Here is a 26382-nt window from a genome sequence, read left to right on the forward strand (position 1 = left end):
GGAAACCAGCATAGGGCCGGCCAAAATGCCGACCAAGCGCTGAGCGGGTCGTTCGACGGGTCCGATCCGGCCATCCGTAAGGGCCACGCGGATAACGTGCCGCCGTGAGCCATGCGGCTGGACCGAGGTTTGCTTGGTGTCGCAACGCGCGTGGCGCGTGTCGGCCCGAAGCGCCGCCGGACGGGCGTCGCGCGCGAGATCGCGCGTTCCCGCACGCGGTACTGAAACGCGTTTCAAACGTTTTGCCGGGCAGCGCCGATACGCGCGGGTTTAGTGCGTGCGTTCTAGAGCCGCTTTTGACGGCGTGCCGGATTCGACCTAGAACCTACTCGCGGATGCACCGGCGAAGAACGGCATGACGAAACGAGGAGGCGACGTGAAGAACAACAGCGCACTCTGGCGGCGGACGGGCGCGATCGCGGCGATCGGCGTGGCCGTCGCGATCTGGCGATACGAAGCGGCGACACCGGCCGAGGCCGCGTCATCCGGCACGCCGGGCGCGACGGCGAGCATGCAGGCCGTCGCGGCCGATGCGTTCGGTACCGGTGCCGCGACGCCCGGCCCCGAAGAGCGGCGGCTCGACGTCGACGCGTTGCGCCGCAGCCTCGCGGGGCGTCCCGATGCGGACGCCGAAGTGCAGCGCATCGTTGCGTTCGCGCGCTTCCGCGACGAAGTCGCCGCGTATGGCGATCGCCGCAACAGCCTGCCGCAAGCCGAGCGCAGCGCGCTCGCGCGCCGGATTCTCGACGAACTGCCCGACCACGTCGCGCGCAACGAGATCGTGCCCGTGCAGGCCGAAGCGCTCAGCGCAGCGCTGCTGACCGATACCGAAGCCGATCCCGCGACGCGCGGTGCGGCGATCCGGTCGATGCGCGCGCAATGGGATGCATACGCGCAGCAGACGGTCGGCCCGTCGCCGGCGCAGGACCCGCGCTATCTCGCGTACGAGCAGCAGAGCCGCGACGTGATCCGGCAGGTTCAGGCGAGCATTGCCGATCCCGACCAGCAACAGACCGTCATCGCGCAGCGCCTGCAGGCGCTGCGCGTCCAGTTGTTCGACGGCGCTTCACCGTCCGGCGCGCACTGAGCGCCGAATCCGCGACGCCAGGACGATGCCCGGCGGCCGCGTCATGTCCATCGACAAGGAGGGGAGATGTCACCAGCACGAAGCCTGCTGCGCGTCGCCGTCGCGACGCTGCTCGGTTGCGCCGCACTGAACGGCCAAGCGGCCGATACGACGATGCCGGACCCGTCGATTCCCTATTATTCGTGGTACGAAGTGACGTTGCCGGAGAGTACCGGCGCGTCGTGCGGCAACGGCACGCCGATGCGCTTCTACGTCAATCGCGCGCAGTCGGACAACCTGCTGTACATGATGGAGCCGGGCGGCGCGTGCTGGAACTACGGCACCTGCACGCAGACCTCCACCGGCGCCGAGGCCGGCCTCGGCGGCTTCAATCCGGACGGCATCCCGCACAACTACATGAACGGCACCGCGAACGAGAGCCTGCTCTCGTCGTTCCTGTCGCCGCTGCTGACGCGCATGGATCTCGCGCACATCCTGGTCGGCGAACCGAAGGTCGAGACGCAGCAGTGGACACAGGTTTTCGTTCCCTATTGCACCGGAGATATCCACATGGGCAGCGCGGTGCGCAGCTACACGTCGCCGACGGGCGACTGGCGCATCCAGCACTACAGCGGGCTGAAGAATATCCAGGCCGTCGCGCAATGGTTGACGTCCCACGGCTTCGGCAAGCCGAACCGGCTGCTCGTGTACGGGATGAGCGCCGGCGGCTACGGTACGCTCGCGAACTACGCGACGCTGCGCAACACGCTGCAGCCGCAGGCGCACAGCTCGCTGCTCGACGATGCCGGCACGGTGTTCGATACGCCGTTCGATGCGGATGCGGCCACGCATCCGTCGGTCGGCCTGTACGACAAGGTGCGCACCGAGTGGGGGATGACGGGCCCCGACGGGATGATTACCGTGAACAGCCGGCTGACCAGCCGCTTCGATCCCGGCAACATGGGGAGTGCGTACGCGGCGCTGTCGGCGACCTTTCCGCACGACCGCTTCGGCTTCTCGAGCTACCAGCGCGACAAGATCATCGCCGCGTATCACTATCGCGCGTTCGTGCCGGCCGTGATGGCGGCGCCGGATGACGCGACGAAGGATACGCTGTCGCTCGCGATGTTCGCGAAGGAGCTGGACGGGTTGAAACAGACGCTGAATCCGCTGCCGAACTTCGGCTACTTCATGCCGTGGGCGCGCAACGACTTCATCGACAACCACCAGGTGACGGCGGTCAGCTTCACCGGGTCGGGGATCCACGAGAACGGCACCGACGCCGATATCGGCACGTTCGTCGACAACCTGCTGAACCAGCAGGACCCGGCCGATACGCCGGTGATGAAGGCGTTCCGCACGCAGCAGTGGTCGGATTTCACGTTCTCGACGTTTCTCGCGTGGATCGACAGCGTGTTCAACCTGACCGGCGAAGCGGGGCCGATCTCGGGGCACAGGGCGTAACGCGGTTCGCTTGAACGGGTGACGGCGGCGCAGCGTGCCGCCGTTCCGTCGGGCCGGATACGCGCTCGGCGTTCTGCGGGCAGAGCGCGTGCGCGCTTAAAACGGATCGTCGTCGAAGCGGGAGGACGCCGGCCGGCGCTTCATGCCTTTCAGCCAGTCCCTGACCTGTTCCGGATCGTCGAACTCGCGCAGCGCCATGGTCAGGTCGTGGTTGCTGCGCTGCATGCCGGCAATGTCGCGCGTGAGCATGCGGATGACGGTATCGGGCGCCAGCTTGACGGTCGGCGCGATGCCGTAAGTCCGCCGGAAACCGGTCTCGACGTGCAGGATCTCCTGATCCAGCTCGCGGATCTGTTCCTCCAGGATGCCGTTGTAGCGCGCCAGCCGATCTTCGCCGAGGCCGGCGATCGCGCGCCGGTCGATCTGCTCGATCTCCAGTTGCAGTTCCAGCAGTTGCAGGAGATTGCCCTTCGCATAAGCGTGGTTGACCCGCTGCATCAGCACGGTCTTGCGTTCCTGCTCCTGCGGATCGGTTTCGCGATCGGGATGCAGCACGCTCGCGAGCTTGCGATAGACCTCGCGGATCGACTTGCTCGATTCGGCCTGCTCGGCTTCACGTTTGGCCGCCGCGGCCGATTGCCGGGGTGCTTTCTTGCGCTTCGCGCGCTGTGCTTCGCGGGCCTCGTGGTTGGCCATGTCGCGCCTGAACTGCTCGTCCAGTTCGGCTTGCACACGCTCCATGAGTTCGTCGGGCGATAGCGTGTCGAGATCGTCTGCCGGTTCAACACCGGGCATCGGCTCCGGTTCCGGCTTCATCTGGTCGAGATCGGCCGCTGCGTTGTTGGCGTAGCCGGATGCGCTGTGCCGGTTGTAGATGACTTTCAACTGCGCGTCGTCGGTGACGTCGAGCAAGTCGCGAGCCATGTCGGCGATCAGCCCGGAAAGGGTGCGTTGCTCGGCCTTGCTCAATCCCTTCTGCAGGAAGGCGTCGTCGAGCCGATGGAGCAGTTTGATCCGCAACGCCGTCGACGCCTGTTCGAGCGGCAATAGTCCATCGACGAATTTCTTCTGGAAGACCGGCATGACGGCTTCCCACGCACCGAGACGTTCGCGCCGCTTTTCGATTTGCTCGACGAGCGTATTGAACGTCTTCTGGGCTTTCGACAGGCTGGCTGTCCCGTGGCTGGGCGCGATGACGACCGCGGCTCCGCGACGTGCGGTCATGATTGATGTCCTCCGGCCGCGGCAGGAGGCGCAGCAGGCCGGTATTTTAGCCGGATGGGCGCTGCGCCGAAACGACCGGCAGCGCGTTATTGCTTCACCGCCGCAACCGCCGGTGCGCCCGAATCCGTGCCCGGTGCGCCGTTCGACCCGTAGGCCGCTTCGGCGCTCTTGCGTTCGGTGAGGCGCTTGGCGGCCAGGCGCTCCTGCGCGGCGACGATGTCGCCCGGATAGTTGTCGCCGTCGCCGGCGATCGGCTCGTAGCCGACCGATTCGAGGTCGAGCAGTTCCTGGCGTACTTGTGCGCGCGTGAGCGTCGAGTGCGACGACTGCGCGTACGACGCGGCCGGTGCGGCGAGAAGTGCGGTGGCGGTAGCGGCGACAGCGGCGATGGTGACGATGATGGATTTCACGGTTTCCTCAGACGGTTTCGTTACGGTCCGGCACGAATTCGCTTGGCTGAACCGACGAGACAAGTTTAGGAACCCGGACCGGCCGGATAAATGGCGATTCCTGACGAGCTGTGTTCCGGAATGAGTCAGAGTGCGGGATGCGTGAGGAACGCGACGGAGATCGACGTCAGGGGGAGGAGAGGTTGCGGTGACTGCGCTGCGGCGTGCGCGGCGCGCCATCGTTCCGTCAGTCGCCGAACAACTGCCCCTGCCCGGAGATCACGCGTTCGAAATCGTCGCGCAGGAACGGCAGGATCGCATCGGCGACGGGCTGCAACTGGCGGCTCAGGTAGAACGCGTAGTCGATCGGCGAGCGCATCGTTTCGAGCGGCTCGGGGCCGGCCGTCGTCATTACGTAGCTGATCCAGCCGCCGCGCTGGTACTGCATCGGCCGGCCCTGAGCCTGGTTGAACTCGTCGGCGATCCGCGCCGCGCGCACATGCGGCGGCACGTTGCGCTCGTACTCGCGCAGCGGCCGGCGCACGCGCTTGCGGTAGACGAGCTGGTCGTCGAATTCGCCGGCGAGCGTGCGCTGCACGGTGTCGCGAATGAAATCCTGGTACGGCTCGCGCCTGAACACGCGCCGGTACAGCTCGCGCTGGAACTGCTGCGCGAGCGGCGTCCAGTCGGTGCGCACCGTTTCGAGCCCCTTGAAGACGAGGTCCTCGCCGCCGTCGGCCGTCGCCGCGAGGCCTGCGTAGCGCTTCTTGCTGCCTTCCTCCGCGCCGCGCACGGTCGGCATCAGGAACCGGCGGTAATGCCGCTCGTACTGCAGCTCCAGCGCGCTTTCGAGCCCGAAGTGGTCGCGCAGGTGCGCCTGCCACCAGCGGTTCACGTGCTCGACGAGCGCGCGGCCCTTGCGTCCGGCTTCGTCGTCATCATGCGCGCGGCCAAGCCACACGAACGTCGAATCGGTATCGCCGTAGATCACTTCGTAACCCTGAGCTTCGATCAGCTCGCGCGTGCGGTGCATGATCTCGTGGCCGCGCATCGTGATCGACGACGCGAGGCGCGGATCGAAGAAGCGGCAGCCCGTCGAGCCGAGCACGCCGTAGAATGAGTTCATGATGATCTTCAGCGCCTGCGACAACGGCGCATTGCGCTGCCGCTTCGCGTCGTCGCGACCTTCCCATACGCGGCGCACGACATCGGGCAGGCAGTGCGCGGTGCGCGAGAAGCGCGCACCGAGAAAACCGGGTACCGATGCGTCGTCACCGGGGTTCGCGAGCCCTTCGATCAGCCCGACGGGATCGATCAGGAACGTGCGGATGATCGACGGATAGAGGCTCTTGTAGTCGAACACGAGCACCGAGTCGTACAGGCCGGGGCGCGAATCCATCACGAAGCCGCCGGGGCTGTTCTGTCCCGTCACGTCGCCGAGGTTCGGCGCGACATAGCCGAGCCGGTGCATGCGCGGCAGGTACAGGTGCGTGAACGCCGCGACCGAGCCGCCGGTGCGATCGGCCGCGAGCCCCGTGACGCTTGCGCGTTCGAGCGCGAAGGACAGCAGGTCGGCCTTGTCGAAGATGCGCGTGACGAGCTCGCAGTCCTTCAGGTTGTAGCGCGCGAGCGCCGGCTTGTCGTGATCGAAGCGGCGCTGGATCTCGTCCATCCGCTGGTACGGGTTGTCGATCGACTTGCCTTCGCCGAGCAGCGCTTGCGATACATATTCGAGGCTGAACGACGGGAACGTCCACGTTGCCGATTTCAACATGTCGATGCCGTCGAGGATCAGCCGGCCGGCCGCGCCCGCGAAGAAGTGGTCGGGCTGCTGGCCGTGCGCGCGCCAGTCGAGCACGCTGCCGCCGCGCCCGAGCTTCAGCGGTACGCCGTATTGCTCCGCGTGCGCATGCAGGATGCGCAGGTCGAACTGCACGAGATTCCAGCCGATCACCGCGTCGGGATCGTGTTCGTCGAACCAGTCGTTGAGCCGCGCGAGCATCGCGGGCCGGCTGTCGCAGTAGTCGAGGCGGAAGTCGATGGCGCCCGCGTCGGCGTCGCCGTTCGGCGGCCCGAGCATGTAGACCTGCCGTTGTCCGCAGCCTTCGAGCGCGATCGAATACAGTTCGCCGTGGACGCTGGTTTCGATGTCGAGCGACACGCAGCGCAACGCCGGGCGATAGCCGGTCGCGGGTTTCAGCTCGCCGCCGGTCAGCGTGTTGTCGTTGCCGGGCTGGCCGCGAAATTGCACGCAGGCCGTGATGAAGCGCTCCATCGCGTAGCGGTCGGGCGGCTGCACGTCGGCTTCGTAGACGTCGACGCCGGCCGTCGCGAGGCGCTTCTGGAGCCCGGACAGATGGCGATAGCGCCGGCAATAGAGGCCGACGACCGGGCGCTGGCGGAAGTCGCGCAGCGCGAGCGGGCGCAACTCGGCATCGCGCTCGCCGGCCAGCGCGCGTTCCGCGAGCGCCTGCTGTTCGGCCGGAATGAATGCGACGGCTTCCTGCGGGCGCAACCGCACGCGGCGCGGACCGTGCTCGGTTGCCAGCCAGAACTCGATCTCGATACCGGTCGCGGTGTCCCGCCAGTGGCGGGTGAGGATGAAACCCTGCTCGAACTCCGTCAAAACGCTTGCTCGTCGTGGATGCCCAGGCGGCGGATTTTAGCGCTTGGGCGGGGGATGTGCCGATGATGGCCGCAGTGGCATCAGGTGGCAGGAAGATGCCGTGCGACGCGCTATACCGTGCATGCCGCATCGGTCGGTCGTAGCAGCCAGCGGCGTGCAATGACCGCATGCCGATTCTGCATGACGTATTCGTCCACGGCGAGCTCGAGTGCGTCGTCGTCGCGTCGTGCAAGCGTTGCGGCAGCGCCTGATCCGTCGACGAATTCGATCGCGACGGGATGCGATTGGCCGGTGCCGGGCACGTCGTCGTTGAGCGTCACGATGCTGCCGGAGTACAGGTGCGAGTGGTTTGTGCGCAGCAGCAGGGCGGTTGGCATGGAAAGGGCTCCGGAAGAAGCGGGCTCGGGTGATGCGAGCGGCACTCCGGAGCATGCGCGATGGCGGGCGTTATTACCGCTCGGATGCTGCAGTACGCGAATCGCTTCAGATCAGGGGGTACATAATACTGAATATTACTAAATAAATTCATTTATATGAATATTTATTTACAGTTATCAATTCTTTGACTTCCGCCTGATTGACGTCACAGATTTGTCATCCGTAGAATCGCCGATCAAGAACAACATAATTCTGAGAGAGGCGCATATGGATGCGCAGCGCATGATTGGGGCAATCACGGGAGGGCTGGCGCAACAGGAGCGGCTTCTCAAGCTCGATACGCCGCTTGGCAGTAACGTTCTGATCCCTCATCGGGTGTTTGGGCAGTCTCGCATCGGTCGCGATTATTTGTTCATGATCGATTGCGTGTCGACGTCGAACGATGTCCAACTCAAGACGCTGATTTCGCAGCCCATCACACTGTGGATTCAGCAGACCGACAAGACTTATCTCCCCCACCACGGCTACGTCCACACCGCAAGAAAACTTGGCGTCGACGGTGGCCTCGCTTGTTACCAGCTCAGTTTCTCGTCGTGGCTGCATTTCCTGAAATTCCGCCGGGATCAGCGCCACTGGCAAGACAAAAGTGCGGACGCCATCATTACCGACGTATTCAACGATCATCCCCAGGCACGAGGGATGTATCGCTTTGAATTGTCGCAGCCGCTGCCTTCGCGCTCCTATTGCCGCCAGGACGAAACCGACTGGAACTTCGTACATCGGCTACTCGAATCCGAGGGGCTGTACGGAATCTGGAAACAAGCGCAGGACGGAAAGTCGCCCACGCTGGTGATCACCGATCGCCTTCAGACGCTCGAACCGCTTGCTCCGCAAACGGTCGATTTCTCCCGCGCGGGCGTTCGTGGCGAAGTAGACGCCTTCACGCAGTGGGCGGGGACCCGGACGTTGCAGTCCGTCCTGCTGTCGACTCGAACGTTCGACTATAAGAATCCGTCGACGCCTGCCAATCCGAAAGCGACGTCCGTTCCGACGATGGCCAATCAGGGCGATCTCCCGTCGCAGGCCGAGGTGTATGAATACACGGGCGGCTATACGTACCCCGAGCAGGATCGAGGCGATCATCTCAGCAAGATCCGCATGGAGGAATGGGAATCGCAAGCCAAACGCTACGATGGCGTCGGCGGGGTGCGCAGAATCGATGCGGGGCGGCGTTTCACGCTGACGGGCCATCCCGAGCATGATCAGGATGCGGCCGACCACCGGGAATTCGCAGTGATCGAGGTCGAGTGGATCATCGTCAACAACGTTCCGCTCTCGGGGCACGAAGCGAATTATCCGCATAGTCTCTATCAGGCAGTGAAGCAAGCCGATGCGGACGACACGGACAATCTGTTTGCCGTGTCGCATGCCGACGGTTCGACAGGCTTCTATCGAATTGCGATCGAAGCTCAGCGCACGTCGGTCCCGTATCACAGCCCGCTCGAACACAAGAAACCCGAAGCGAAGCTCGAATCGGCTATCGTGGCCGGCCCGAAGGGACAGCAGGCATATACCGACGACCTGAACCGCATCAAGGTGCTGTTCATTTGGGACCGGCACAACGAAGGTGACGAGCGGGCTTCGTGCTGGGTGCGTGTCGCGCAGTCCGATACCGGCGACGGGTATGGTGGCGTTCATATGCCGCGCGCGGGAGAGGAACTGCTGATCGGCCATATCGGGAACGACATCGATCGTCCGATTGCGCTGCTCCGCGTCTACAACGGGGCATCCAAACCGCGATGGCATTCGAATGCCCTTCTGTCGGGCTTCCGGTCCCGGGAATTCTCGGGGAGCGGGTACAACCAGATGGTGATGGACGATTCGACGGGCCAGAACCGCGTGCACTTGTACAGCAGCAGTTCGAACGCAGCATTGCACCTGGGCTACCTGATCGACCAGACCGACAACACGCGCGGCAGTTATCTGGGCAAGGGCTTCGATCTGAGCTCGGAGGCTTACGGTGCGCTGCGGGCCGGGCGAGGACTGTTCGTGACGACGCATCCGGTCGCCAGTCAGCCGCTCGATGCGAGTTTGGCGACGCGTCAATTGACGGGCTCGGCGAACGTACTCGACGGCCTGTCGCAGGCGAGCGAAACGTCGAAGGCGGAAAGCCTGAAGGATGGCCGCGACACGTTCAAAGCCTTTGCCGATGCGACGCAGCACAACGAATCAGGTACGACGGGCGGTGGTGGGGTGACAGCAGGCGGAGGGACGGGCGATGCCGGTGCGTTCAAGCAGCCGGTGATTCTGGTTGCCGCGCCTGCGGGCATTGGCCTTTCGACGCAGAAGTCGACGCACGTTGCAGCCGATCAGCACGTCAATATCGTCAGCGGGCAAAGCACGCATGTTGCGACCGGCAAGTCGCTCATCGCCAGCATTACCGAAAAACTGAGCCTGTTCGTGCAGAACGCCGGGATGAAGCTGTTTGCCGCGAAGGGCAAGGTCGAAGTACAGGCACATGCGGACAACGTTGAAGTCACTGCGCAGAAGTCGCTGTTGCTGGCATCCGTGACCGAGAAGGTTCAGGCGTCGGCGCAGCAGGAGATTCTTTTGACGTCAGGCGGTGCGTACATCCGGATCAAGGGCGGTGACATCGAGATTCATGCGCCGGGCAAGATCGACGTCAAGGGCGCGCAGCATGCATTCAGCGGTCCTACGAGCATGGATGTGACCAATCCGGCGTTCAAGGATTTGCCGACGCAACGGCTGATGTTGAATACCATGGCTTCGCCATCGGCAACGAGCGTCGTTCCGGTCGGCATGCCGTACAAGCTTTATGCGGACGGGGCGCTGGTCAAGCAGGGCGTGTTCGACAAGACGGGACAGTTGCCGATCGATCATCAGGTCACCACGCAGAAGTACACGCTGGAGATGGCGAACGGCGTTAGGCATGAGATTCCGGTGCCGGGTGAGTATCGGGATGCGGCGAACGGCAAGCTTGCCAATCAGGGGATTCAGTTCCACGAAAGCTCGCCTGACGACGTGGCCGCCCCGGATCGGGCCGTCCATCGGCAGTTGTACAACGATTTGCTCAATCCTTCATCGGACGCATAGATCATGGCAACGCCGATCAAGCCGACTACCACGCCGTTGGCGCTGAACCATACGAATACGGCGAACGTTACGCTGCAATGGTTCGTTCACCAGAGCGAATACGATCCCAGGCAGGCCACCTTCCGGCCACTGGTGAACGGTGAGGAGGCATTTGGTGCGGTTTACGATGCGATCCTTGCTGCGAAGCACTCAGTCGACATCATCTGCTGGGGCTTTCAGCCATCCATGTTTTTCAGGCGTGGCGGTGGCGCGAAGACAATAGGCCATCTTCTTGTGCAAAAGGGAAAGGAAGATGTGAAGGTCCGGTTGCTATGCTGGCATGACGACTGGTATCTGGCGCAGTTGAGCGAGAACAACATGCCTGGCTACGACTTGGAGACGTGGTTCAAGCAAGGTATTCCTGACTGGGCGTACGACAAGTGGTCTACACTCCTTGCACGCGACTATCAGACTACTCACGAGAGGCTTTACGATACGTGGTGGTATTACTGCGCCAACCTCAATAACGTCACCATGGTGGGGCCACTGGATTCAGCCATCCAGAAGTTCAGGTGGCTAACGCAGTATCCATTCACGTTTTCGAATGTCGAATTCGCTACGCGAGACTTCTCTATGGATGAGCGTGCAGAGAACGTGTGGCGACTATATATGCGCGGCAAGGATACTGAACGCGACAGACGGACCAAGCTCCAGAATGCTTACATAACAGGATACCTAGCTCCGTGCCATCACCAGAAGACAGTGTTGATCGACTACGAAGACCCGAATCTTGCGACGGGCTTCGTGATGGGGCACAACATGCTTGATCAGTACTGGGACAAGAACGATCACAGTGCGAAACGCAATGCGCCGAATCAGGGGCGCAACGGACCCTATCCGTGGCAGGACGTTTCGAGTCTCGTGACCGGTCCGATTTTGCAGGACCTGAACGACAACTTCTGTCTGGCATGGGATGCGGCGACTGGTCAGAGTCTCGGGAAGGCCCGAGCGGGCATGGAAAAAAAGCTCAAGATGCGTCCGGGAGCGGGTACCACCGTGATGGCGCAGGTCGTGCGAACACGGTCCCAGAAGGAAACGAAGAATCCGAAAATAAAGAACGTTTCAGATATCGCAGCAACATATCTTCAGGCGGCAAACAACGCGACGCAATGCGTTTTCATCCAGAACCAGTATTTCCGATGGGTACCGCTAGCGCAACAGCTCAGGCAAACGGCACTCAATCAAACGAAAGGGGGGCGTGATCCCGGCCAACATGGACCGATTCATTTGTTCGTGATTACCAACTCCAGCGACGATGCCGTAGCAAATGGGACATTCAACACCTATCGCATGCTGCATGCGCTTGGACAAACGAACTCGATGCCGGGTGTCACAAGGGCGGTTCAGAATCCTGCACAGGATGCAGCTGTGGAGGCGAATCAGAAATCACTCGAGGACGCGCTAGCTCAAGACGAAGTTCGCCAAAAGGCGCTCGAGTCCGGTCAGGTCGTAGCCTTCAATCCTGCCGATTCCGGATCGTTCACCGCAGCGATGTCGGCGTTCGCACAAAACCAGGACAGTATGCAGAAGCATCAACAGGCTCTCGCCGATCTGGATAGTAAAGACCTGGAGAATGTCGATATCCCGTCCATGGAGACGACCAATCTGAAGGTTCACGTGTGCACATTGGTTGCCCCGGACTCACCGCCCGGCGGCTGGGTACCGGTCTATGTGCATGCGAAGTTGATGACCGTTGACGACGCAATGACGACGCTCGGCTCCGCGAATATCAATTCTCGAAGCATGGAGGGCGACAGCGAACTGAATATCTGTACCGAGCATGCGGAGGTGGCGAAGTCGTTGCGCAGGCAACTATGGGGTCTGCATACAAACGGGCAGGGCGCACAAGATGATCCTGCAGAGGCATTCAAGCAGTGGGGAAAAATCATCACGCAAAACAAGGTCAATAAAAATAGAGGCCTGGCTCCTGCGGCATCGCTTGTCGGGTTTTTGCGATCATCCAACGACATCAGCCGTAGCGATTGAGCCATGAACCGACACATTCTGATCGTTGCGATTCCCCTTCTATTGTGCGCTTGCACAAAACAGGAGCCTCCGGTGACCTCATCGCCTGACATGAGCGCCGTGCGCGCCAATCTTGCGTTTACCTGTACGCATCAAGCGGACCATTTGCCGCCACTCGATCCGCACGCTGACAGCCTGTTCCGTTACGCACGGTATCTGGAGAAAAAAGACGGCCCGAAGGACTTCAATGATGTTGCCCGTTATTACAGGATCGCAGCGGCGCACGATCATTACAAGGCGAACCAGAACCTGCAATCGCTTATTTCGCAAGGGTTGGCTGACTCACCGAATGCGCCGACGGAGGTCGTCGACCTGGGTATGAAATTGGTCAAGCAAGGCATTCCAAGTGGTTACTACGATATTGGGCATTATCTTGAAACAGGCTATGGCTTGAAGCAGGATGCGGAAAGTGCACTGCATTATTTTCGCAAAGCAGCCGATCTCGGCAATCCTGAAGCGCAGTTCCATGTTGGTGACCTACTGCTGCCCAATGACAAAGCCCCTGATATCGCAAGACAAATGCTGGCGTGTGCAGCCGATCAAGGATCAGGCCAGGCTGCAAACCTGTTAGGTGTCGACCAAAAGACGGGGGGACTGTACCCCGATGCCGCCAGGACTTTTCAGAAAGGGGTGAGTGCAGGCGATGCCATGTCTGCCTCGTTTTTGAGAGACGGATTCAAGGGGCCACCACAGTCGAATCAACTCGACTACCTTGACCTGCCGAACGATCCCGAGCGTTCACGACGATACGATTTAATTGGCAAGTTTCTCGATGCCAACGATGGTCGCAGCCCCAAGGTTCCAGACATAGACAAGATCGTGCCGCTGCCACCCGCCAAGCTCCCGCCATGGGACGGCACGTTCCAATGGCAAAAGGAACAGGACGCAGCTGCGCCGCCGCAGAAGCCTTCGGACGAACTCATCAACGAGATGGCGAAGGCCAAGCATCTCGATCCGGCGACGGGGCTCCCGCTTCCGGGATCGGCAGACAAGACGTCACAGACCGAGCAACCTGAAAACATCGCATCCCGTCTGCCGTTAGGTACGGTTGCACACACCGGTGAACCCTGCCCGGAAGACGGAGTCTGGTGCGCGAAACTCGGCACGGGTCAGTCTGGTGATACGCACCGCCGGTTTCTCAAGGGCGATGCGTTGCCGTCCGTGGTCGTGCATGAACCAAGAAAGCTGGCGGTGCTCGACAGCGTGATGGGTACGCGCCAACACGTCGCGCAGGTTGCGTGGGAACTCGTCGCATACCTTGATCAGGCTTGATCGACTATGCGGATTGCTACTTGCGCAGCTACTCTATGAACGGCAGGAATATCGCTCGACGTGAACGATGCTGAAGAGTCGCAAAAGCATACGCACCCGCTGATCCTGATTGGTGTCGGCTGGTTGCTGTTCGTCCTTGGGTTGCCGTGTTGGGCCCTTCTGAGCGACGCGCTGCAGGTACTTGATCGGTTTGCGGAGTGGCCGAGAACGGCGGCGATTGTGGGTGTACCGGTGCCCCTGCTGTTTGTTGCCGCGTGGAAGTACGACACAAGGCGCACGGGAGAAATCGGTTGGCTGATGTTCGGCTGGTCGATTGCTGCCGGGATGGCACGGTTTGCCTATTGGCTCGGAAGTCTGGCGCCGCGCGGTTGATTGCCTCATCTACCACTGAAATCGACATGAATTCACAAACCCGGTCCCTCTCGTTACCCGGCATCGCCGCTCTCATCGCAGCGCTCGTCATTGCTGCGCCATTTCTGTACGGCCTCCACGTGCAGTCGACGATGGCCCCGCTATCCGCGGATATGTTGTCCGTGCAACTGACCAGTTTCATCGCGAGCCTGGTATATCGAACCGGTGTGGTCTTTCTGATCGTTCGATGGCACGGGGAGCATCGAGATCAGCTTGCGTTCCGTCGCCCTGCGTTGTTGCTGACGGTCTATGCGTTATGCCTGCTGGCCTGGCAGGTCGCGCAGATATTCATCATCCAGTCGGTGGTGCGAAGCCTGGCCAACGACGGCGCCCGTCTGACGGTCATCGTGACGCTCATCGCGCCGCTGAGTGCCGCCCTTTACGCGTTCGTGGCCTGGTTTGCGTGGTGGTTCGTCACGCGCATGTTTCGCAACGATGCGATACCCGTTGCGCCGCGCGGTCACGCAGCGCGGCGCATTGCGGGCCTCGCGGCCTGGCTTTTTGCCAGCGTATTGCTGCTCTTCATGACGCAAGCGGTGACGATGTTGCTCGACTACTATGACGACGATCTCAAGCTCGTGATGCTGAATTACCTTGGTGCGGTCGCGATTCCGGCAGCGTTGGCCTTTGCGGGAGCGATGCTCGGCCTGCCTCGTGATCTCGCTCGACTGCACGGCTGGCGTCTGCTGGGGGCGTCGCTCGTGGCAATGGCATCCATTGCGCTTCTGGCCTATGGTGCGTTGCACCTGCTGGGCAACGTATTCGGCTCGGTTAGTTTGCTATCCGGAATGTTGACGATCGTTGTTCTCGCCGGAATCTGTGTGGCTTACTGGGTGTGGTTCCGCGTGTTCTACGCGCCTGTGGACCGCGACACGGCGGAAACGTCTCAGGGAATGCAGTCGTCGTGAAAGCCGAGGGCTGATGGGGGATGATCCGCCAGTGCGGCAAGACGACCCGCAACGACCCGACCGAGTGCGGCGCGCGATTGATTGAGTCGCTCGAACGGGAGGGGCATCGTGCGTGAGCGCGGTAGTGGATCACTTGGTGATTGCCGGGATGCCGCCCTCACACAAGCCCCTCATGCACGATCGCCCACCACGCCCTGCCTGTGCCGCAACCATCACCGGCGCCCCTGATACCCGCGCCGCCCGCCGCGCCCACATCGCCGCCAGAATCGGCACAAGAATCGCCGTAACCGGTTAGGCAGTCGCGACGATCGCTGTCGCGGTGGGCACCATTGGTTTCAACTTCAGAATCGTTTCGCCGATGATCGCGGGATTCGCGACCGCGGCGCCGGCCGTTGACGATGCGGCCGGTCTTAAACAAGGAATATGAAGGACGACGGATGAGACAGTTCCTTATAACTTGCGCAGTTGTTTTGCTGTCGTGTGCCTGTACTCATAAGGAAGATTCCGTGGAATCGAAGCTCCCTGACATGGCGGCCGTGCGAATCAATCTGGCATTTACCTGCGCTCATGAGGTTGATCATCTTCCCCCGATTGACTCGAAAGCGGACGAGCTGTTCCAGTACGGCAGGCATTTGCAAAAGCTCGGCGGGTCGAAAGATTTCAATGATATCGCTCGCTACTATCGTATCGCAGCAGCGTACGGCCACTACAAAGCAAATACGAACGCGCAGAAGCTCGTCTCTCAAGGATTGGCGAGTTCGCCGGACGCATCAAAGGAGACGATCGCGCTGGCAGCGAAGCTGATTGATGAAGGGGTGCCGGGCGGGTATTACGATATCGGACACTATCTCGAAGTAGGCTATGGTTTGAAGCAGGATAACGAGATGGCCTTGCGATATTTCAGGAAAGCAGCCGACTTGGGAAGCCCTGAAGCGCAAACCTATGTAGCCGAGCAGCTTGCACCACATGATCAGGCGCCCGACATTGCTGGGCAGATGCTGAGATGCGCGACTGACCAAGGATTTGGGAAGGCTGCGAGTACCTTAGGAATAGATCAGAAAAACAATGCAAAGCAAAACGAAGCAGTTAAGGCGTTTCAATCGGGCACTCGCTCGGGCGACGCTCAATCTGCCTCATTTTTGGAGGATGGATTCAAGGGGCCGCCTCCAACTGATCGATTGAATTATCTCGGGCTCGAGAGCGATCCGGAGCGCTCCCGGCGCTACGAAGTAATCTGGAAATTCCTGACCGACAACGAGACGAGAAACCCCAAGGTCCCGGACATCGACAAGATCGTTCCGCTGCCACCCGCCAAGCTTCCGCCATGGGACGGCACGTTCCAGTGGCAAAAGGAACAGGACGCAGCTACGCCGCCCCGGAAGCCCTCGGACGAACTCGTCAACGAGATGGCAAAGGCCAAGCATCTCGATCCGGCGACGGGGCTCGCGCTTCCTGGATCGTCGGATAAGCCATAGCAGACTGAACAACCTGAAAGCGTCGCGTCCCGCCTACCGTTGGGTACGGTTGCGCACATCGGTCAACCCTGCCCGGAAGACGGCGTCTGGTTCGCGAAGACTGCCGGTAGCCCGGTCCCTTTACACGGACATCACGTCACTTGTGGCTGTACGTTGGTAAGCCGAAATGCGACGCTGTCGATGCCTTGAGCAGGTCGACCGCATTTGGCTAACCTGAAGCAGGTTCCGGGGACCGGACTCGATCCACCACCCTCACACATGCCCCTCATGCTCGATCGGGCTTCCGTGCGCGGGCCGTGCGGCCGTCAACGGCAGCGCTGCACCGCTTGCCCGCCCCACCCGCCGGGCCCACATCGCCGTCAGAATCGGCACGAGAATCGCGGTAACGAGGCAAGCAGTTGCGACGATCGCGGTCGCGGCCGGCACCATCGGTTTGAACTTCGGAATCATCTCGCCGATGATCGCGGGATTCGCGACCGCGGCACCGGCCGTCGACGACGCGGCGAGCCCGGCCGTGCCGTTGCCGCCGCCGACGAATTTATCGGCAAGAATCAACGGCACCCCCGTCACGACGATCACCGCAAGCCCGAGCGCAACACCCGGCAACCCGCTTTTCGCGATCACGTTGAGATCGATGCCATTCCCGAGCGCGAAGCCGAAGAACGGGATCAGCGGATGCACGCAGCGCCCGAACAGCTCGCGCAGGTCCGCATCGAGGTTGCCGAGCGTGAAGCCGATCAGGAATGGCAGCACCGCGCCGACGAACAGCCGCGTCTCGAACACCGCGACGCCGGCCGCGCCGAGGATCAGCATGCTGACGAGCGGCCCCGATTCGATCGACATCAGCACGAACGCGCCGGCCTCCTCCTTGCTGCCGTACTGCTGCATCACGGCTGCATAGAGGCCGCCGTTGGTCATGTCCATCGACGTCGTGATCGCGAGCAGCGACAGGCCCGCGAACAGGCCGGTGCGGATGCCGTCGTCGGGGATGAACCGCGCGGCGATCAACGTCGCGAGCCACGCGACCAGGAGCTTCGTCGCGAGCAGCGTGCCCGATTTGCGCAACACGACGCCCGTCGCGCGCAGGTTGATCGTCGCGCCCATGCAGAAGAACCACACGGCGAGGATCGGCACCGTGCCCGCGATCAGGCCGTTGGTGAACGAGCCGAAATACTTCCCGGCGTTCGGCGCGAGCGTATGCACGCACGCGCCGAGCAGCATCGGGACCAGCATGAGCCCGCCGGGAATGCGGTCGATCGCCTGTTTCAGCTTCACGTCTCCTCCGTGGACGTCGATGCGTCCCGTTGTCGAATGATGTCTGCTGACTGACTATAGGACATGATTCGGAACGTCGGTCCGTTTTTGTGATTCTGTCGGGTAGTCGTATACCCATACCGCCATAAAGTACTGATAAAAAAGCGATTAATGGAATCGCGATGCGACGCGAAAAATTTGGTCCGTCGTTCCGAATCTGAAAAATATGTGCTTCAATTCATCGTATGACCACCGGCCGCCCAGGCGTCGGCGGACTGTCGATCCCCCACGGAGAACCGGCATGGAAGTGCGGCAAGGCATCCACAGCGAACACGCGAAGACGCTCGACACAGCGGGCCTGCGCCGGCATTTCCTGGTGGAAAACCTGTTCGCGCCGGACGCGCTGTCGCTCACCTACAGCCATATCGACCGCATCATCGTCGGCGGCGCGTGGCCGGCCACGCGGCCGGTCGAGGTGCCCGCGTCGCTCGGCGCCGCGATGGGCGTGAGCCATCTGCTGGAGCGGCGCGAACTCGGCGCGATCAACATCGGCGGGCCCGGCTGGGTCGAGGTCGACGGGCAGCGTCACGCGGTCGGCACCGAGGAGGCGATCTACATCGGGCAGGGTGCGCAGGGCGTCGTGTTCGGCAGCGACGATCGCGTGCATCCCGCGAAGTTCTACGTGAACTGCGCGCCCGCGCACACGGCGTATCCGACGCGCACCATCACGCTCGCGCAGGCGTCGCCCGAAACGCTCGGCGACGCGTCGACGAGCAACCGCCGCACGATCTACAAGTTCATCGTGCCCGACGTGCTACCCACGTGCCAGCTGTCGATGGGGATGACGAAGCTCGAACCGGGCAGCCTGTGGAACACGATGCCGTGCCATACGCACGAGCGCCGGATGGAGGTGTATTTCTACTTCAACCTCGCCGACGACGCGGCTGTGTTCCACCTGCTCGGCGAGCGGCAGGAAACGCGTCACGTGGTCGTGCACAACGAGCAGGCCGTGATCTCGCCGAGCTGGTCGATCCACTCGGGCGTCGGTACGAAGGCGTACACGTTCATCTGGGGGATGGTCGGCGAGAACCAGGTGTTCAAGGACATGGATCACGTCGCCGTCGCCGACCTGCGCTGACATCATGAAACGCGACAATCCCGATCTCCCATCCGCCGACGCGCGTTCCGCGCTCGCTGGCCTGTTCGACCTGACCGGCAAGGTCGCGATCGTCACCGGTTGCAACACGGGGCTCGGCGCGGCGATGGCCGTCGCGCTCGCGTCGGCCGGCTGCGACATCGTCGGCGCGAACCGTTCGGCGCCGGAGGCGACGTCGGCGCGTGTCGAAGCGGCAGGGCGGCGTTTCGTCGACGTGCGCGCGGACCTGTCGACGCTCGAGCCGGTCGAGCGGATCGTCGGCGGCGCGGTCGATGCGTTCGGCCAGGTCGACATCCTCGTCAACAACGCAGGCATGATCCGTCGCTGCGACGCGCTCGATTTCACCGAAGCGGATTGGGACGCCGTCGTCGACGTGAACCTGAAGAGCGTGTTCTTCCTGTCGCAGGCCGTCGCGCGGCAGATGGTGCGGCAGATGGTGCGGCAGGGGCGCGGCGGCAAGATCGTGAACATCGCGTCGATGCTGTCGTTTCAGGGTGGCATTCGCGTGCCGTCGTACACGGCGTCGAAGAGCGGCGTGCTCGGCCTTACGCGCTTGCTCGCGAACGAATGGGCCGCGCGCGGCATCAACGTGAACGCAATCGCGCCCGGCTACATGGAGACCGGCAACACGGCGCAATTGCGCGAGGACAGTCGGCGCAGCGACGAAATCCTCGGCCGCATCCCGGCCGGCCGCTGGGGCGTGCCCGACGATCTCGCGGGTGCGGCCGTGTTCCTCGCGTCGCGCGCGTCGGACTACGTGCACGGCCACACGCTCGCCGTCGACGGTGGGTGGCTCGCGCGCTGACCGTGTCGCGCGGCGGACACGTTATGCTCTCCCGATTCGCATCTCATGGATTCATGGACATGACAGCAACACCCAGGCAGCACAAGCCCGATCAGGCGCCGGGGTCCGGCCATCCGGGGTCCGGCCATCCGGGGGCCGACCCGTCGGCGGGCGGCGCCGCGGAGAAGGCCGATTCGGTCGCGGCCGTCGGGAAGGTCTTCACGATCCTCGCGGCACTCGGCGATCGTCGCGAGATCGGCATCAGCGAGCTGTCGCAGCAGCTCGGGATGTCGAAGACGACGGTCCATCGCTTCCTGCAGACGCTCAAGACGCTCGGCTATGTCGCGCAGGAAGGCGAGACCGACCGCTACCGGCTGACGATCCGGCTGTTCGAGCTCGGCAGCAAGGCGCTGGAAAGCGTGGACCTCGTGCGCGAGGCCGATCTCGAGATGCGCCGCATCGGGCAACTGACGCGCGAAGCCGTGCATCTCGGCGCGTTCGACGAGGACGCGATCATCTACATCCACAAGATCGACGCCGATTACGGGCTGCGCATGCAGTCGCGGATCGGCCGGCGCAATCCGCTCTACAGCACGGCGATCGGCAAGGTGCTGCTTGCGTGGATGTCGCCCGACGAGGCGCGCGCGGTGCTGGCCGGCATCGAGTTCAGGAAATCGACCGCGAAGACGCTGTCGTCGGCGGACGCGGTGATGAGCATCCTGCCGCACGTGCGGCAGCAGGGCTACGGCGAGGACAACGAAGAGCAGGAAGACGGCCTGATGTGTCTCGCCGTGCCCGTGTTCGACCGTTTCGGCCGCGTGATCGCGGGGCTGTCGATTTCGTTTCCGACGATGCGCTGCGGCGCGGATACGAAGGCGCATTACATCGCACTGCTGATGGAGTCCGGGCGGGCCCTTTCGGAACGGCTCGGGCATCGCCCGGAAGCGGCCGGCATCCGGCCGGCGGCGGTCGCGCAGGACTGAGCGTTCGGCGTGCGCGCGATATGGCTGCGCACCTCGGCGGCGACGCCGCTATGCCCATGCGCAATCGCGCCTCAGGTTCTCCGCCCGCTGCGGCCACTGATACAGGTAGCCTTGCGCATACTGAATCCCGATCGTCTCCAGTGCGCGATGCTCTGCTTCGGTTTCCACGCCTTCGGCGATGATCTTCAAGCCGTAGTAATGCGCGACGGCGGCGATACCCTCGATCAGCCCTGCGCCGCCATCGCCCAGTCGGGCGATGAACTGGCGATCGATCTTCACGTAGTCGAACGGAAAGCGCGACAGCATGTCGAGATTGCTGTGATTGGTGCCGAAATCGTCGATCGCGAACTTCGCGCCTTTCGACCTGAGCGCATGGAATATCGCGGTGGTCCGCGCGTTCTTTTCGAGCAGGATGCGCTCGGTGACTTCGAGCACCAGCGTGAAGCCGGGCGGCAGCGAACGGATTGCGTCGTCGACGACGGACACGAATCGCGCGCGTTCGAGATCCTTTGGCGAGATGTTCACGGCGATGCGCAGCGGTACGGACGGCGTCAGCGCTGCCAGTTCGGACACGGCGGTCCGCAGCACGAATTCGGTCACCTTCGGCAGAACCGTGCTCGATTCCACCTGCGGGATGAACAAGGCCGGGCTGATGGCTCCCCACTTCGGATGGTTCCAGCGCAGCAGCGCCTCGACACCGACCGTCTTGCACGTCTGCACATCGACGATCGGCTGGTACACGACATGGAACTCGTTGTGCCTGAGCGCGTGACGAACGGCCTTCAGCAATAGCCGCTGCGGCGCCATCGCCAGCAGGTAGGCGGCGATCACGAGGCCATCCGCGAGCAGCACGATCGTCATGCAGATCAGCCGATAGTGGTGCCGGACCTCCGACGCGTAGTGCGTCGATGCGGCGACCGACACCATGAACGGCCAGCGTTGCGATGCGATCGCGCTCCCGCCTGCGGGGCCCGGCTCCGATTCCGGCGTGAACGTCCCGTGCTCGTCGAGACGGCCCGAACCTTTAACCGACAGCGTGGCGGTTTCCACGCCGGATCGGGCGCTGTACGCGAGCGCGTCGGCCACGTAGTCGCCCTCGATCAGGTAGAGGACGCCCGCGCCGCGCGCGGTGGCGCGAAACACGGCCAGCACCGGAATGCCATGCTGAAACGGTGTCTGGCGCAGCAGCGTGACGATCGTCGATCCCGGCTCCGGCTCCGGCCCGCGCGTGTACGCGTCGAGCGGCACGTCGATTGCGCCGAGCGCCGACGAGCAGGTGACGCGGCCGCCGTTCACCAGCCCGACGGCACGCAGGTAGCGCAGGCGAGTGCCCACTTCGGCCAGCGTCCGGAATATCGTCGTGCAGCGCCGCCCGACGAGCGCGGTCAGCTCGTCCGCGTGTCGCAGACGAACGCCGTCGAGGATGCGGTCCATCGATCCCACGATGTCGTTCGCGACGACGCGTTCATGCGTGGTGACGGCATCGCGCGCGTAGCGATCGGCGAGCATCGTCGCGCAGGCGGGCACGAGCACGCAAACGATGACCGCGACGAAAAAGACAACCCGCGACCACGCGCCGCTGCGCTGGAAAACTGGCTTCGAACCTGGCGTGAGCACCGACATTCCCGCGGTTGCCTTTGGTGTTGTTCGCATGGAGGCGCAAGTCGAACCGGTCGATGCGCAAACGGCGCGCATGCGTCGTGCCTGGTCCGGCAATACGGCGCGCGCGCCATATCGCGATGCTAATCGATTCGACGGTCGCGCGGGTCATGGGCGGCAGCCCCGTCACGAGCGGTCATTCATCCGGGGGCTACCTGCATAACGTGTGCCTGATGTGCATGTATATTGATATAGCACACCGAAAAAAACCCCGGCCGCAGGGTCGTGCGGCCGGGATGAAAGACACCTTCTCTTGGCACGAGGATGGTGCGCGGCAAGTATAAGATGCGACGCGCGATTGCGAAATATTGTTATTTAACAATTGGTGCAGTTTTGTGATTGCATCTCGACAGGAAATATTTTCGCGAGGTACCGTTTTCGGTGGTTTGCTGCTTCGCTACGACGCAATCACGGGACGGCACGGGCCGCTGTCGAAAGGTGAACGACAGGAATGGCTCGCGCTGCAGGTGCTGAAGCGGTCTGCCGTTGAATGATGGATGCGGTGCCGGCGCGTCGCGCCGGCGCGATTCAGAAATCGTTGCGCATCTTGTGAAGCAGGTCGCGGGGCGACTGGTGCGCGTCGACCGCGGTGAGCACGTCGGTCAGGAACCACGGCAGGTTCAGCTGCGTGTCGGAATCGCCGACGCACACGCGGATCGGCGGCGCCTTTGACGGGGAGCGGGCGTCATACGAGCCGTCCCGGGACGGAACGCAATTTTTTGCGTGCGCTTGAACCGGAACCGGCGCGGTAGCGCCGGATGATGGTGCGCCGGCGGTTGCCGGCAGGCTGGCGGCGGCAAGCAGGGTCAGTACAGCGAAAGCGGCAACGCGTTTCATGGGATTCTCCGGCGATGCTCGTTCGACCGCGCGGGCGGTTGCGAGTTCGTCGGCGAGGTGGTGCGACGTGCTCGCGCCGGGGCCCGTCCTGCAGCGCCTGAAACACCTGTGGATGCCGCGCGAGCGGGAACGGCCGGGGTATCGGCCGATCCCTACGTGGAGTGTCGCGCGCAAGGGGGAGGAGGAAGGGGGCGAGGTTCGGGCTGGAGTGGTGATCCAAACGTCAAGAATCGTTTGGATCACCGGTCGGACGCTTGCGATGCTGAATGCGCTCATTTATTGTGCCGCCACGACAACCCCGACACAGGGCGTTGAGCCAGATCGCAAGGAGCACACGTCATTACCGCATCGAATCGCCGCACGCATGTTCGTGCATTTCTCGTGGCGTCGCTCGCCTGTCTCAATCTTGCGCATCCTGCGTCAGCGGCATACACGGAGGCGTGGATGAGCGACCGCGACGTGAAGGAGTACGCGCGGCAGGTCAAGCATCCGACCGTGGCGGCGAGCAGCTCGACGACCACGAAGCAGGTTCGGCAACCCGTTCGCTCGCGCCCGACCGGCCCCGTCGCCGCGCATGCCGACGCGAAGCCTGCTGCAAAGGCGCATCCGGCTTCCGCCAAGGCACGGAAGCTTCAAGATGCGGGGAGCGCCGATCCGAAGCCGAAAGCCGTCGCGAACCCGCAGGGAGCGCGGGCGCTGCGCACGGGCACGGCGGTGCGGCCTTAAGGCATTGCAGCCACGACGAGCGTCGAACCGTCGACGCGCTCGGCGATCATCGCAGCATTCGACGGTTGCGGAGAATATCGTGTCGCTGATGGACCGCCTGTTGTCACGCGGAGTGCAGAACACCTCGTCGCGAAGGCGAGTGATCGTGCGGGTCTGGCTCGACGAGCTAGGGCGTGTCCGCGATCTCAAGGTCCGGCGCAGTTGTGGCGATCCCGCGCTCGACGAGAAAGCGCTCCACGCGATTGCCGTGATGCGCTTCCCCGGCGGTCACCTCGGCTCCGGCGGGAAATCCGCCAAGCGCTGGCACGATCTCAACTATCCGGTGGACTGACGGCGCGCCGTGCGACGGCTTTCTGCCGAAGACGCCGGTGCGCCGCTGCGCGTCACCGATCGCCGTAACACTACCGGTTGTGACACGGCAACCGTCGATTCAATGCAGGCCGGCCGATGCGATCGAGCGCACCGTATCGGTGATGTTCACGCAGCGCGACAGGCCGAAATGCTCGGCTTCGCGGCGCTCCGGTTCGCTGCTCGCAATCGCCAGCGCACGTTCGGGCGGCACGCCGAGTGCTTGCAGCGCAACGTCGAAAGGATGCTGATTTGATCGGGAATCCTGCTGATTGGCGTCCGTGACGACGACCGAGAAGCGGTCGAGGTTCGCGCGGCCGAACTGGCCTTCGAACATGTCGCTGAGCCGGGCGGCCGGCAGCGTCGTGACGAGACCGAGCCGATATCCTTCTTCCGACGCACGGTCGAGCCACTGGATGATCGCGTCGCGCTGATGGCGCGATTCGTGCGAATCCGGTGTTGCTTCGATCTGCGCGAATGCAGCGTCGAGACGGGTGACGATGGCTTCGATAACCACGGTGATTCCTCTTCAGAAACGTGATGATCCGTTCGCCGACGGGAATGCCACACACCTTAGCGTCGATCAGGAAAACGCGACCAATTAATATTTATATCCGACTCATACGATTCAGCTAATGAATCGGGTTGTGAGCCAGCGTGGGCGCGGGATGCGTGTCGCGCAGTGTTTTCTGCACGACACGCATCGTATCGACGGCCTTCAATGTGATGCACCAAACTCGCGCACGTTGCACATGCAACGGTCATATGCATATGAAAAAAACGGCGTATCGGGCGATGTGCGCCCGATACGCCGTCTTGCGATGCCGCGTGTCGGCTGTCGATCAGTGCAGCTTGATCGACGGCTGGTTGCGGCTTTGCAGCCAGTGGCTCAGCGATTGGAACAGTGCGCGCTTCACGCCGTACACGCTGAACAGGTGCTTGCGGTACAGGAACTTGTACAGGCCGATCGCGGCGAGCCCGTCGACGATCAGCGAACGCGAACGCACGCCGAGGTCGGCCTGGTACACGGCGCCGGCGTGCCCGAGCGACACGACGGTGCCCGCATCACGGAACGTGAAGCCGGCCACCGGCTTGCCGGCGACGCGGCGCGCGAACGCGTGAACCAGATACACGGCCTGCTGGTGCGCGACCTGCGCACGCGGAGGCAGGAAGCCGCTCGCACCGGCCGACGGGCACGCGGCGCAATCGCCGAACGCATACACGTGCGGATCGTCGGGCGTCTGCAGCGTATCGGTCACGATCACCTGGTTCGACCGGTTGAGCGCGATGTCGCCGATCTCCCGCAGGATCGCGGGCCCCGCGACGCCGGCCGCCCAGATCGTGATGTCGCTCGCGAGCCGTTCGCCCGTCGCGGTCGTCACGGCATCGGCGCTCACTTCCGCCACGCGTGTATCGGTCAGCACGTCGACGTTCAGCGTGCGAAGCTGCGCATGCATCTTCGCGGACAGCCGCGCGTCGAGTGCCGGCAGGATGCGCGGGCCGCCTTCGATCAGCCGGATGTGCACGTCGCGCGCCGACACCAGCGCCTTGAAGCGATACGTCGTCAGCTGCTGGATCGCGTGCCGCAGCGCGGCGGCCAGCTCGACGCCCGTCGCGCCCGCACCGATCACGTTGATGCAGATCGGCGCGGCGCGCCGCGCGGGCTGCTGCTCGGCCAGGTGATTCGCCTTCGTGCAGGCTGCGAGAAACTTGCGGCGGAAATCCTCGGCCTGGTCGAGGTTTTCGAGCGGCAGCGCATGGCGTGCCGCGCCCGGCACGTTGAAGAAGTTCGTCACGCTGCCGACCGCCAGCACGAGATCGTCATAACCGAGCTCGCGCTGCGGCAGGATTTCCGTGCCGTCCGCGTCCTGCACGGCGGCGATCGTCGCCGTGCGTGCGGCGCGGTCGACCTGCTGCAGCGCGCCCTGCACGAAGCGGAAGCCGTGGCGCTTGGCCTGCGCCGCGTATTCGATCGTGTGGGAAGCCGGATCGCGATGGCCCGATGCGGCTTCGTGCAGCAGCGGCTTCCAGAAGTGCGTCGGATAGCGGTCGACGAGCACGACCTCGGCTTGCCCGCGGCGTCCGACCGTATCGCCGAGACGCGTGGCGAGCTGCAGGCCGCCGGCGCCGCCGCCGACGATCACGATGCGCGGCATGCGCGGTGCGCGGTCCGTTGCAAGGTTGGGCGTGATGTTGTCCATGTTGGGCTCCCGCTGATGACGATTCGGATGACATTGCTCAAGA

General features: G+C 63.1%; 22 protein-coding genes and 2 pseudogenes. 14 read left to right on the plus strand and 10 right to left on the minus strand.

What is annotated here, in order from left to right; genetic code table 11:
* The first annotated feature begins 355 nt into the window (after positions 1 to 355).
* On the plus strand, positions 356 to 1087 hold the full coding sequence (gene plcR / locus LXM88_RS30840) for a phospholipase C accessory protein PlcR (RefSeq protein ID WP_412524145.1): 732 nt from the start codon (positions 356 to 358) through the stop codon (positions 1085 to 1087).
* A 66-nt stretch (positions 1088 to 1153) separates the two neighbouring features.
* A complete protein-coding gene (locus LXM88_RS30845; RefSeq protein ID WP_262543206.1) occupies positions 1154 to 2530 on the plus strand; it encodes a pectinacetylesterase family protein in 1377 nt (458 codons plus the stop codon).
* A 96-nt stretch (positions 2531 to 2626) separates the two neighbouring features.
* Here the strand turns inward: LXM88_RS30845 and LXM88_RS30850 are convergent, their stop codons facing one another.
* The 4 genes from LXM88_RS30850 to LXM88_RS30865 all read right to left on the minus strand — a co-directional run bounded on the left by LXM88_RS30850 (position 2627) and on the right by LXM88_RS30865 (position 7146).
* Complete coding sequence (locus LXM88_RS30850; protein ID WP_262543207.1) at positions 2627 to 3754, minus strand: J domain-containing protein; 1128 nt, start codon at positions 3752 to 3754, stop codon at positions 2627 to 2629.
* Positions 3755 to 3840: 86 nt separating this feature from the next.
* Positions 3841 to 4164, minus strand: coding sequence for a DUF4148 domain-containing protein (locus LXM88_RS30855; RefSeq protein WP_262543208.1), 324 nt, complete (start codon positions 4162 to 4164; stop codon positions 3841 to 3843).
* 226 nt (positions 4165 to 4390) lie between these two features.
* Positions 4391 to 6769, minus strand: a complete 2379-nt coding sequence (locus tag LXM88_RS30860; protein ID WP_262543210.1) for a DNA polymerase II — start codon at positions 6767 to 6769, stop codon at positions 4391 to 4393.
* Between the two features lie 110 nt (positions 6770 to 6879).
* On the minus strand, positions 6880 to 7146 hold the full coding sequence (locus LXM88_RS30865) for a hypothetical protein (protein WP_262543212.1): 267 nt from the start codon (positions 7144 to 7146) through the stop codon (positions 6880 to 6882).
* Positions 7147 to 7414: 268 nt separating this feature from the next.
* On the opposite strand from LXM88_RS30865, the gene LXM88_RS30870 reads away from it, so the two are divergent.
* The 5 genes from LXM88_RS30870 to LXM88_RS30890 are packed head-to-tail and all read left to right on the plus strand — an operon-like array spanning position 7415 to position 14916.
* Complete coding sequence (locus LXM88_RS30870; protein ID WP_262543213.1) at positions 7415 to 10261, plus strand: type VI secretion system Vgr family protein; 2847 nt, start codon at positions 7415 to 7417, stop codon at positions 10259 to 10261.
* A 3-nt stretch (positions 10262 to 10264) separates the two neighbouring features.
* A complete protein-coding gene (locus LXM88_RS30875) occupies positions 10265 to 12286 on the plus strand; it encodes a phospholipase D-like domain-containing protein (protein WP_262543215.1) in 2022 nt (673 codons plus the stop codon).
* 3 nt (positions 12287 to 12289) lie between these two features.
* Positions 12290 to 13597, plus strand: a complete 1308-nt coding sequence (locus LXM88_RS30880; protein WP_262543217.1) for an SEL1-like repeat protein — start codon at positions 12290 to 12292, stop codon at positions 13595 to 13597.
* Positions 13598 to 13657: 60 nt separating this feature from the next.
* Positions 13658 to 13969, plus strand: coding sequence for a hypothetical protein (locus LXM88_RS30885; RefSeq protein ID WP_262543218.1), 312 nt, complete (start codon positions 13658 to 13660; stop codon positions 13967 to 13969).
* Positions 13970 to 13995: 26 nt separating this feature from the next.
* Entirely contained in the window at positions 13996 to 14916 is a 921-nt protein-coding gene (locus tag LXM88_RS30890; RefSeq protein ID WP_262543219.1) for a hypothetical protein, read from the plus strand.
* Between the two features lie 157 nt (positions 14917 to 15073).
* On the opposite strand, the pseudogene LXM88_RS37130 reads toward LXM88_RS30890, so the two are convergent.
* A pseudogene (locus LXM88_RS37130) lies at positions 15074 to 15321 on the minus strand (2-keto-3-deoxygluconate permease); the annotation flags it as partial.
* 32 nt (positions 15322 to 15353) lie between these two features.
* Here LXM88_RS37130 and LXM88_RS30900 point away from each other — a divergent pair.
* Positions 15354 to 16490 (plus strand): annotated as a pseudogene (locus LXM88_RS30900) (SEL1-like repeat protein); the annotation flags it as partial.
* A 153-nt stretch (positions 16491 to 16643) separates the two neighbouring features.
* On the opposite strand, the gene kdgT reads toward LXM88_RS30900, so the two are convergent.
* Positions 16644 to 17666: a 2-keto-3-deoxygluconate transporter gene (gene kdgT / locus LXM88_RS30905; protein WP_262543220.1), complete on the minus strand. Its 1023-nt coding sequence runs from the start codon at positions 17664 to 17666 to the stop codon at positions 16644 to 16646.
* Between the two features lie 280 nt (positions 17667 to 17946).
* Between kdgT and kduI the strand changes: the two genes are divergently transcribed.
* From kduI to kdgR, 3 genes are read left to right on the plus strand one after another with little or no spacing between them, the layout of a single operon-like run.
* Positions 17947 to 18783 (plus strand): 5-dehydro-4-deoxy-D-glucuronate isomerase, encoded by an 837-nt coding sequence (gene kduI, locus LXM88_RS30910; RefSeq protein ID WP_262543221.1) that lies wholly within the window; start codon positions 17947 to 17949, stop codon positions 18781 to 18783.
* A gap of 4 nt (positions 18784 to 18787) precedes the next feature.
* Positions 18788 to 19606: a 2-dehydro-3-deoxy-D-gluconate 5-dehydrogenase KduD gene (gene kduD / locus LXM88_RS30915; protein WP_262543222.1), complete on the plus strand. Its 819-nt coding sequence runs from the start codon at positions 18788 to 18790 to the stop codon at positions 19604 to 19606.
* 59 nt (positions 19607 to 19665) lie between these two features.
* Positions 19666 to 20568: a DNA-binding transcriptional regulator KdgR gene (gene kdgR / locus LXM88_RS30920; RefSeq protein WP_262543223.1), complete on the plus strand. Its 903-nt coding sequence runs from the start codon at positions 19666 to 19668 to the stop codon at positions 20566 to 20568.
* Positions 20569 to 20616: 48 nt separating this feature from the next.
* Here the strand turns inward: kdgR and LXM88_RS30925 are convergent, their stop codons facing one another.
* The gene (locus LXM88_RS30925; RefSeq protein WP_262543224.1) at positions 20617 to 22221 is read right to left on the minus strand and encodes an EAL domain-containing protein; all 1605 of its coding nucleotides are present in this window, start codon (positions 22219 to 22221) and stop codon (positions 20617 to 20619) included.
* Here LXM88_RS30925 and LXM88_RS30930 point away from each other — a divergent pair.
* The gene (locus LXM88_RS30930) at positions 22109 to 22390 is read left to right on the plus strand and encodes a hypothetical protein (protein ID WP_262547116.1); all 282 of its coding nucleotides are present in this window, start codon (positions 22109 to 22111) and stop codon (positions 22388 to 22390) included. The two genes, LXM88_RS30925 and LXM88_RS30930, sit on opposite strands and share 113 nt — an antisense overlap.
* A 365-nt stretch (positions 22391 to 22755) precedes the next feature.
* On the opposite strand, the gene LXM88_RS30935 is transcribed toward LXM88_RS30930, so the two are convergent.
* Positions 22756 to 23064 (minus strand): hypothetical protein, encoded by a 309-nt coding sequence (locus tag LXM88_RS30935; protein ID WP_262543225.1) that lies wholly within the window; start codon positions 23062 to 23064, stop codon positions 22756 to 22758.
* 444 nt (positions 23065 to 23508) lie between these two features.
* On the opposite strand from LXM88_RS30935, the gene LXM88_RS30940 reads away from it, so the two are divergent.
* Entirely contained in the window at positions 23509 to 23790 is a 282-nt protein-coding gene (locus LXM88_RS30940; protein WP_262543227.1) for a transcriptional regulator, read from the plus strand.
* A gap of 88 nt (positions 23791 to 23878) precedes the next feature.
* Positions 23879 to 24121, plus strand: a complete 243-nt coding sequence (locus LXM88_RS30945; RefSeq protein WP_262546999.1) for an energy transducer TonB family protein — start codon at positions 23879 to 23881, stop codon at positions 24119 to 24121.
* A gap of 99 nt (positions 24122 to 24220) precedes the next feature.
* On the opposite strand, the gene LXM88_RS30950 is transcribed toward LXM88_RS30945, so the two are convergent.
* Together LXM88_RS30950 and LXM88_RS30955 are read right to left on the minus strand one after the other, a co-directional pair.
* On the minus strand, positions 24221 to 24655 hold the full coding sequence (locus LXM88_RS30950) for a phosphatase (protein WP_174914387.1): 435 nt from the start codon (positions 24653 to 24655) through the stop codon (positions 24221 to 24223).
* Between the two features lie 325 nt (positions 24656 to 24980).
* On the minus strand, positions 24981 to 26339 hold the full coding sequence (locus LXM88_RS30955; protein ID WP_262543229.1) for an NAD(P)/FAD-dependent oxidoreductase: 1359 nt from the start codon (positions 26337 to 26339) through the stop codon (positions 24981 to 24983).
* Between the last annotated feature and the right edge of the window lie 43 nt (positions 26340 to 26382).

This window comes from Burkholderia sp. S-53, from assembly GCF_025560745.1.
GTDB classification, from domain to species: Bacteria; Pseudomonadota; Gammaproteobacteria; order Burkholderiales; family Burkholderiaceae; genus Burkholderia; species Burkholderia pyrrocinia.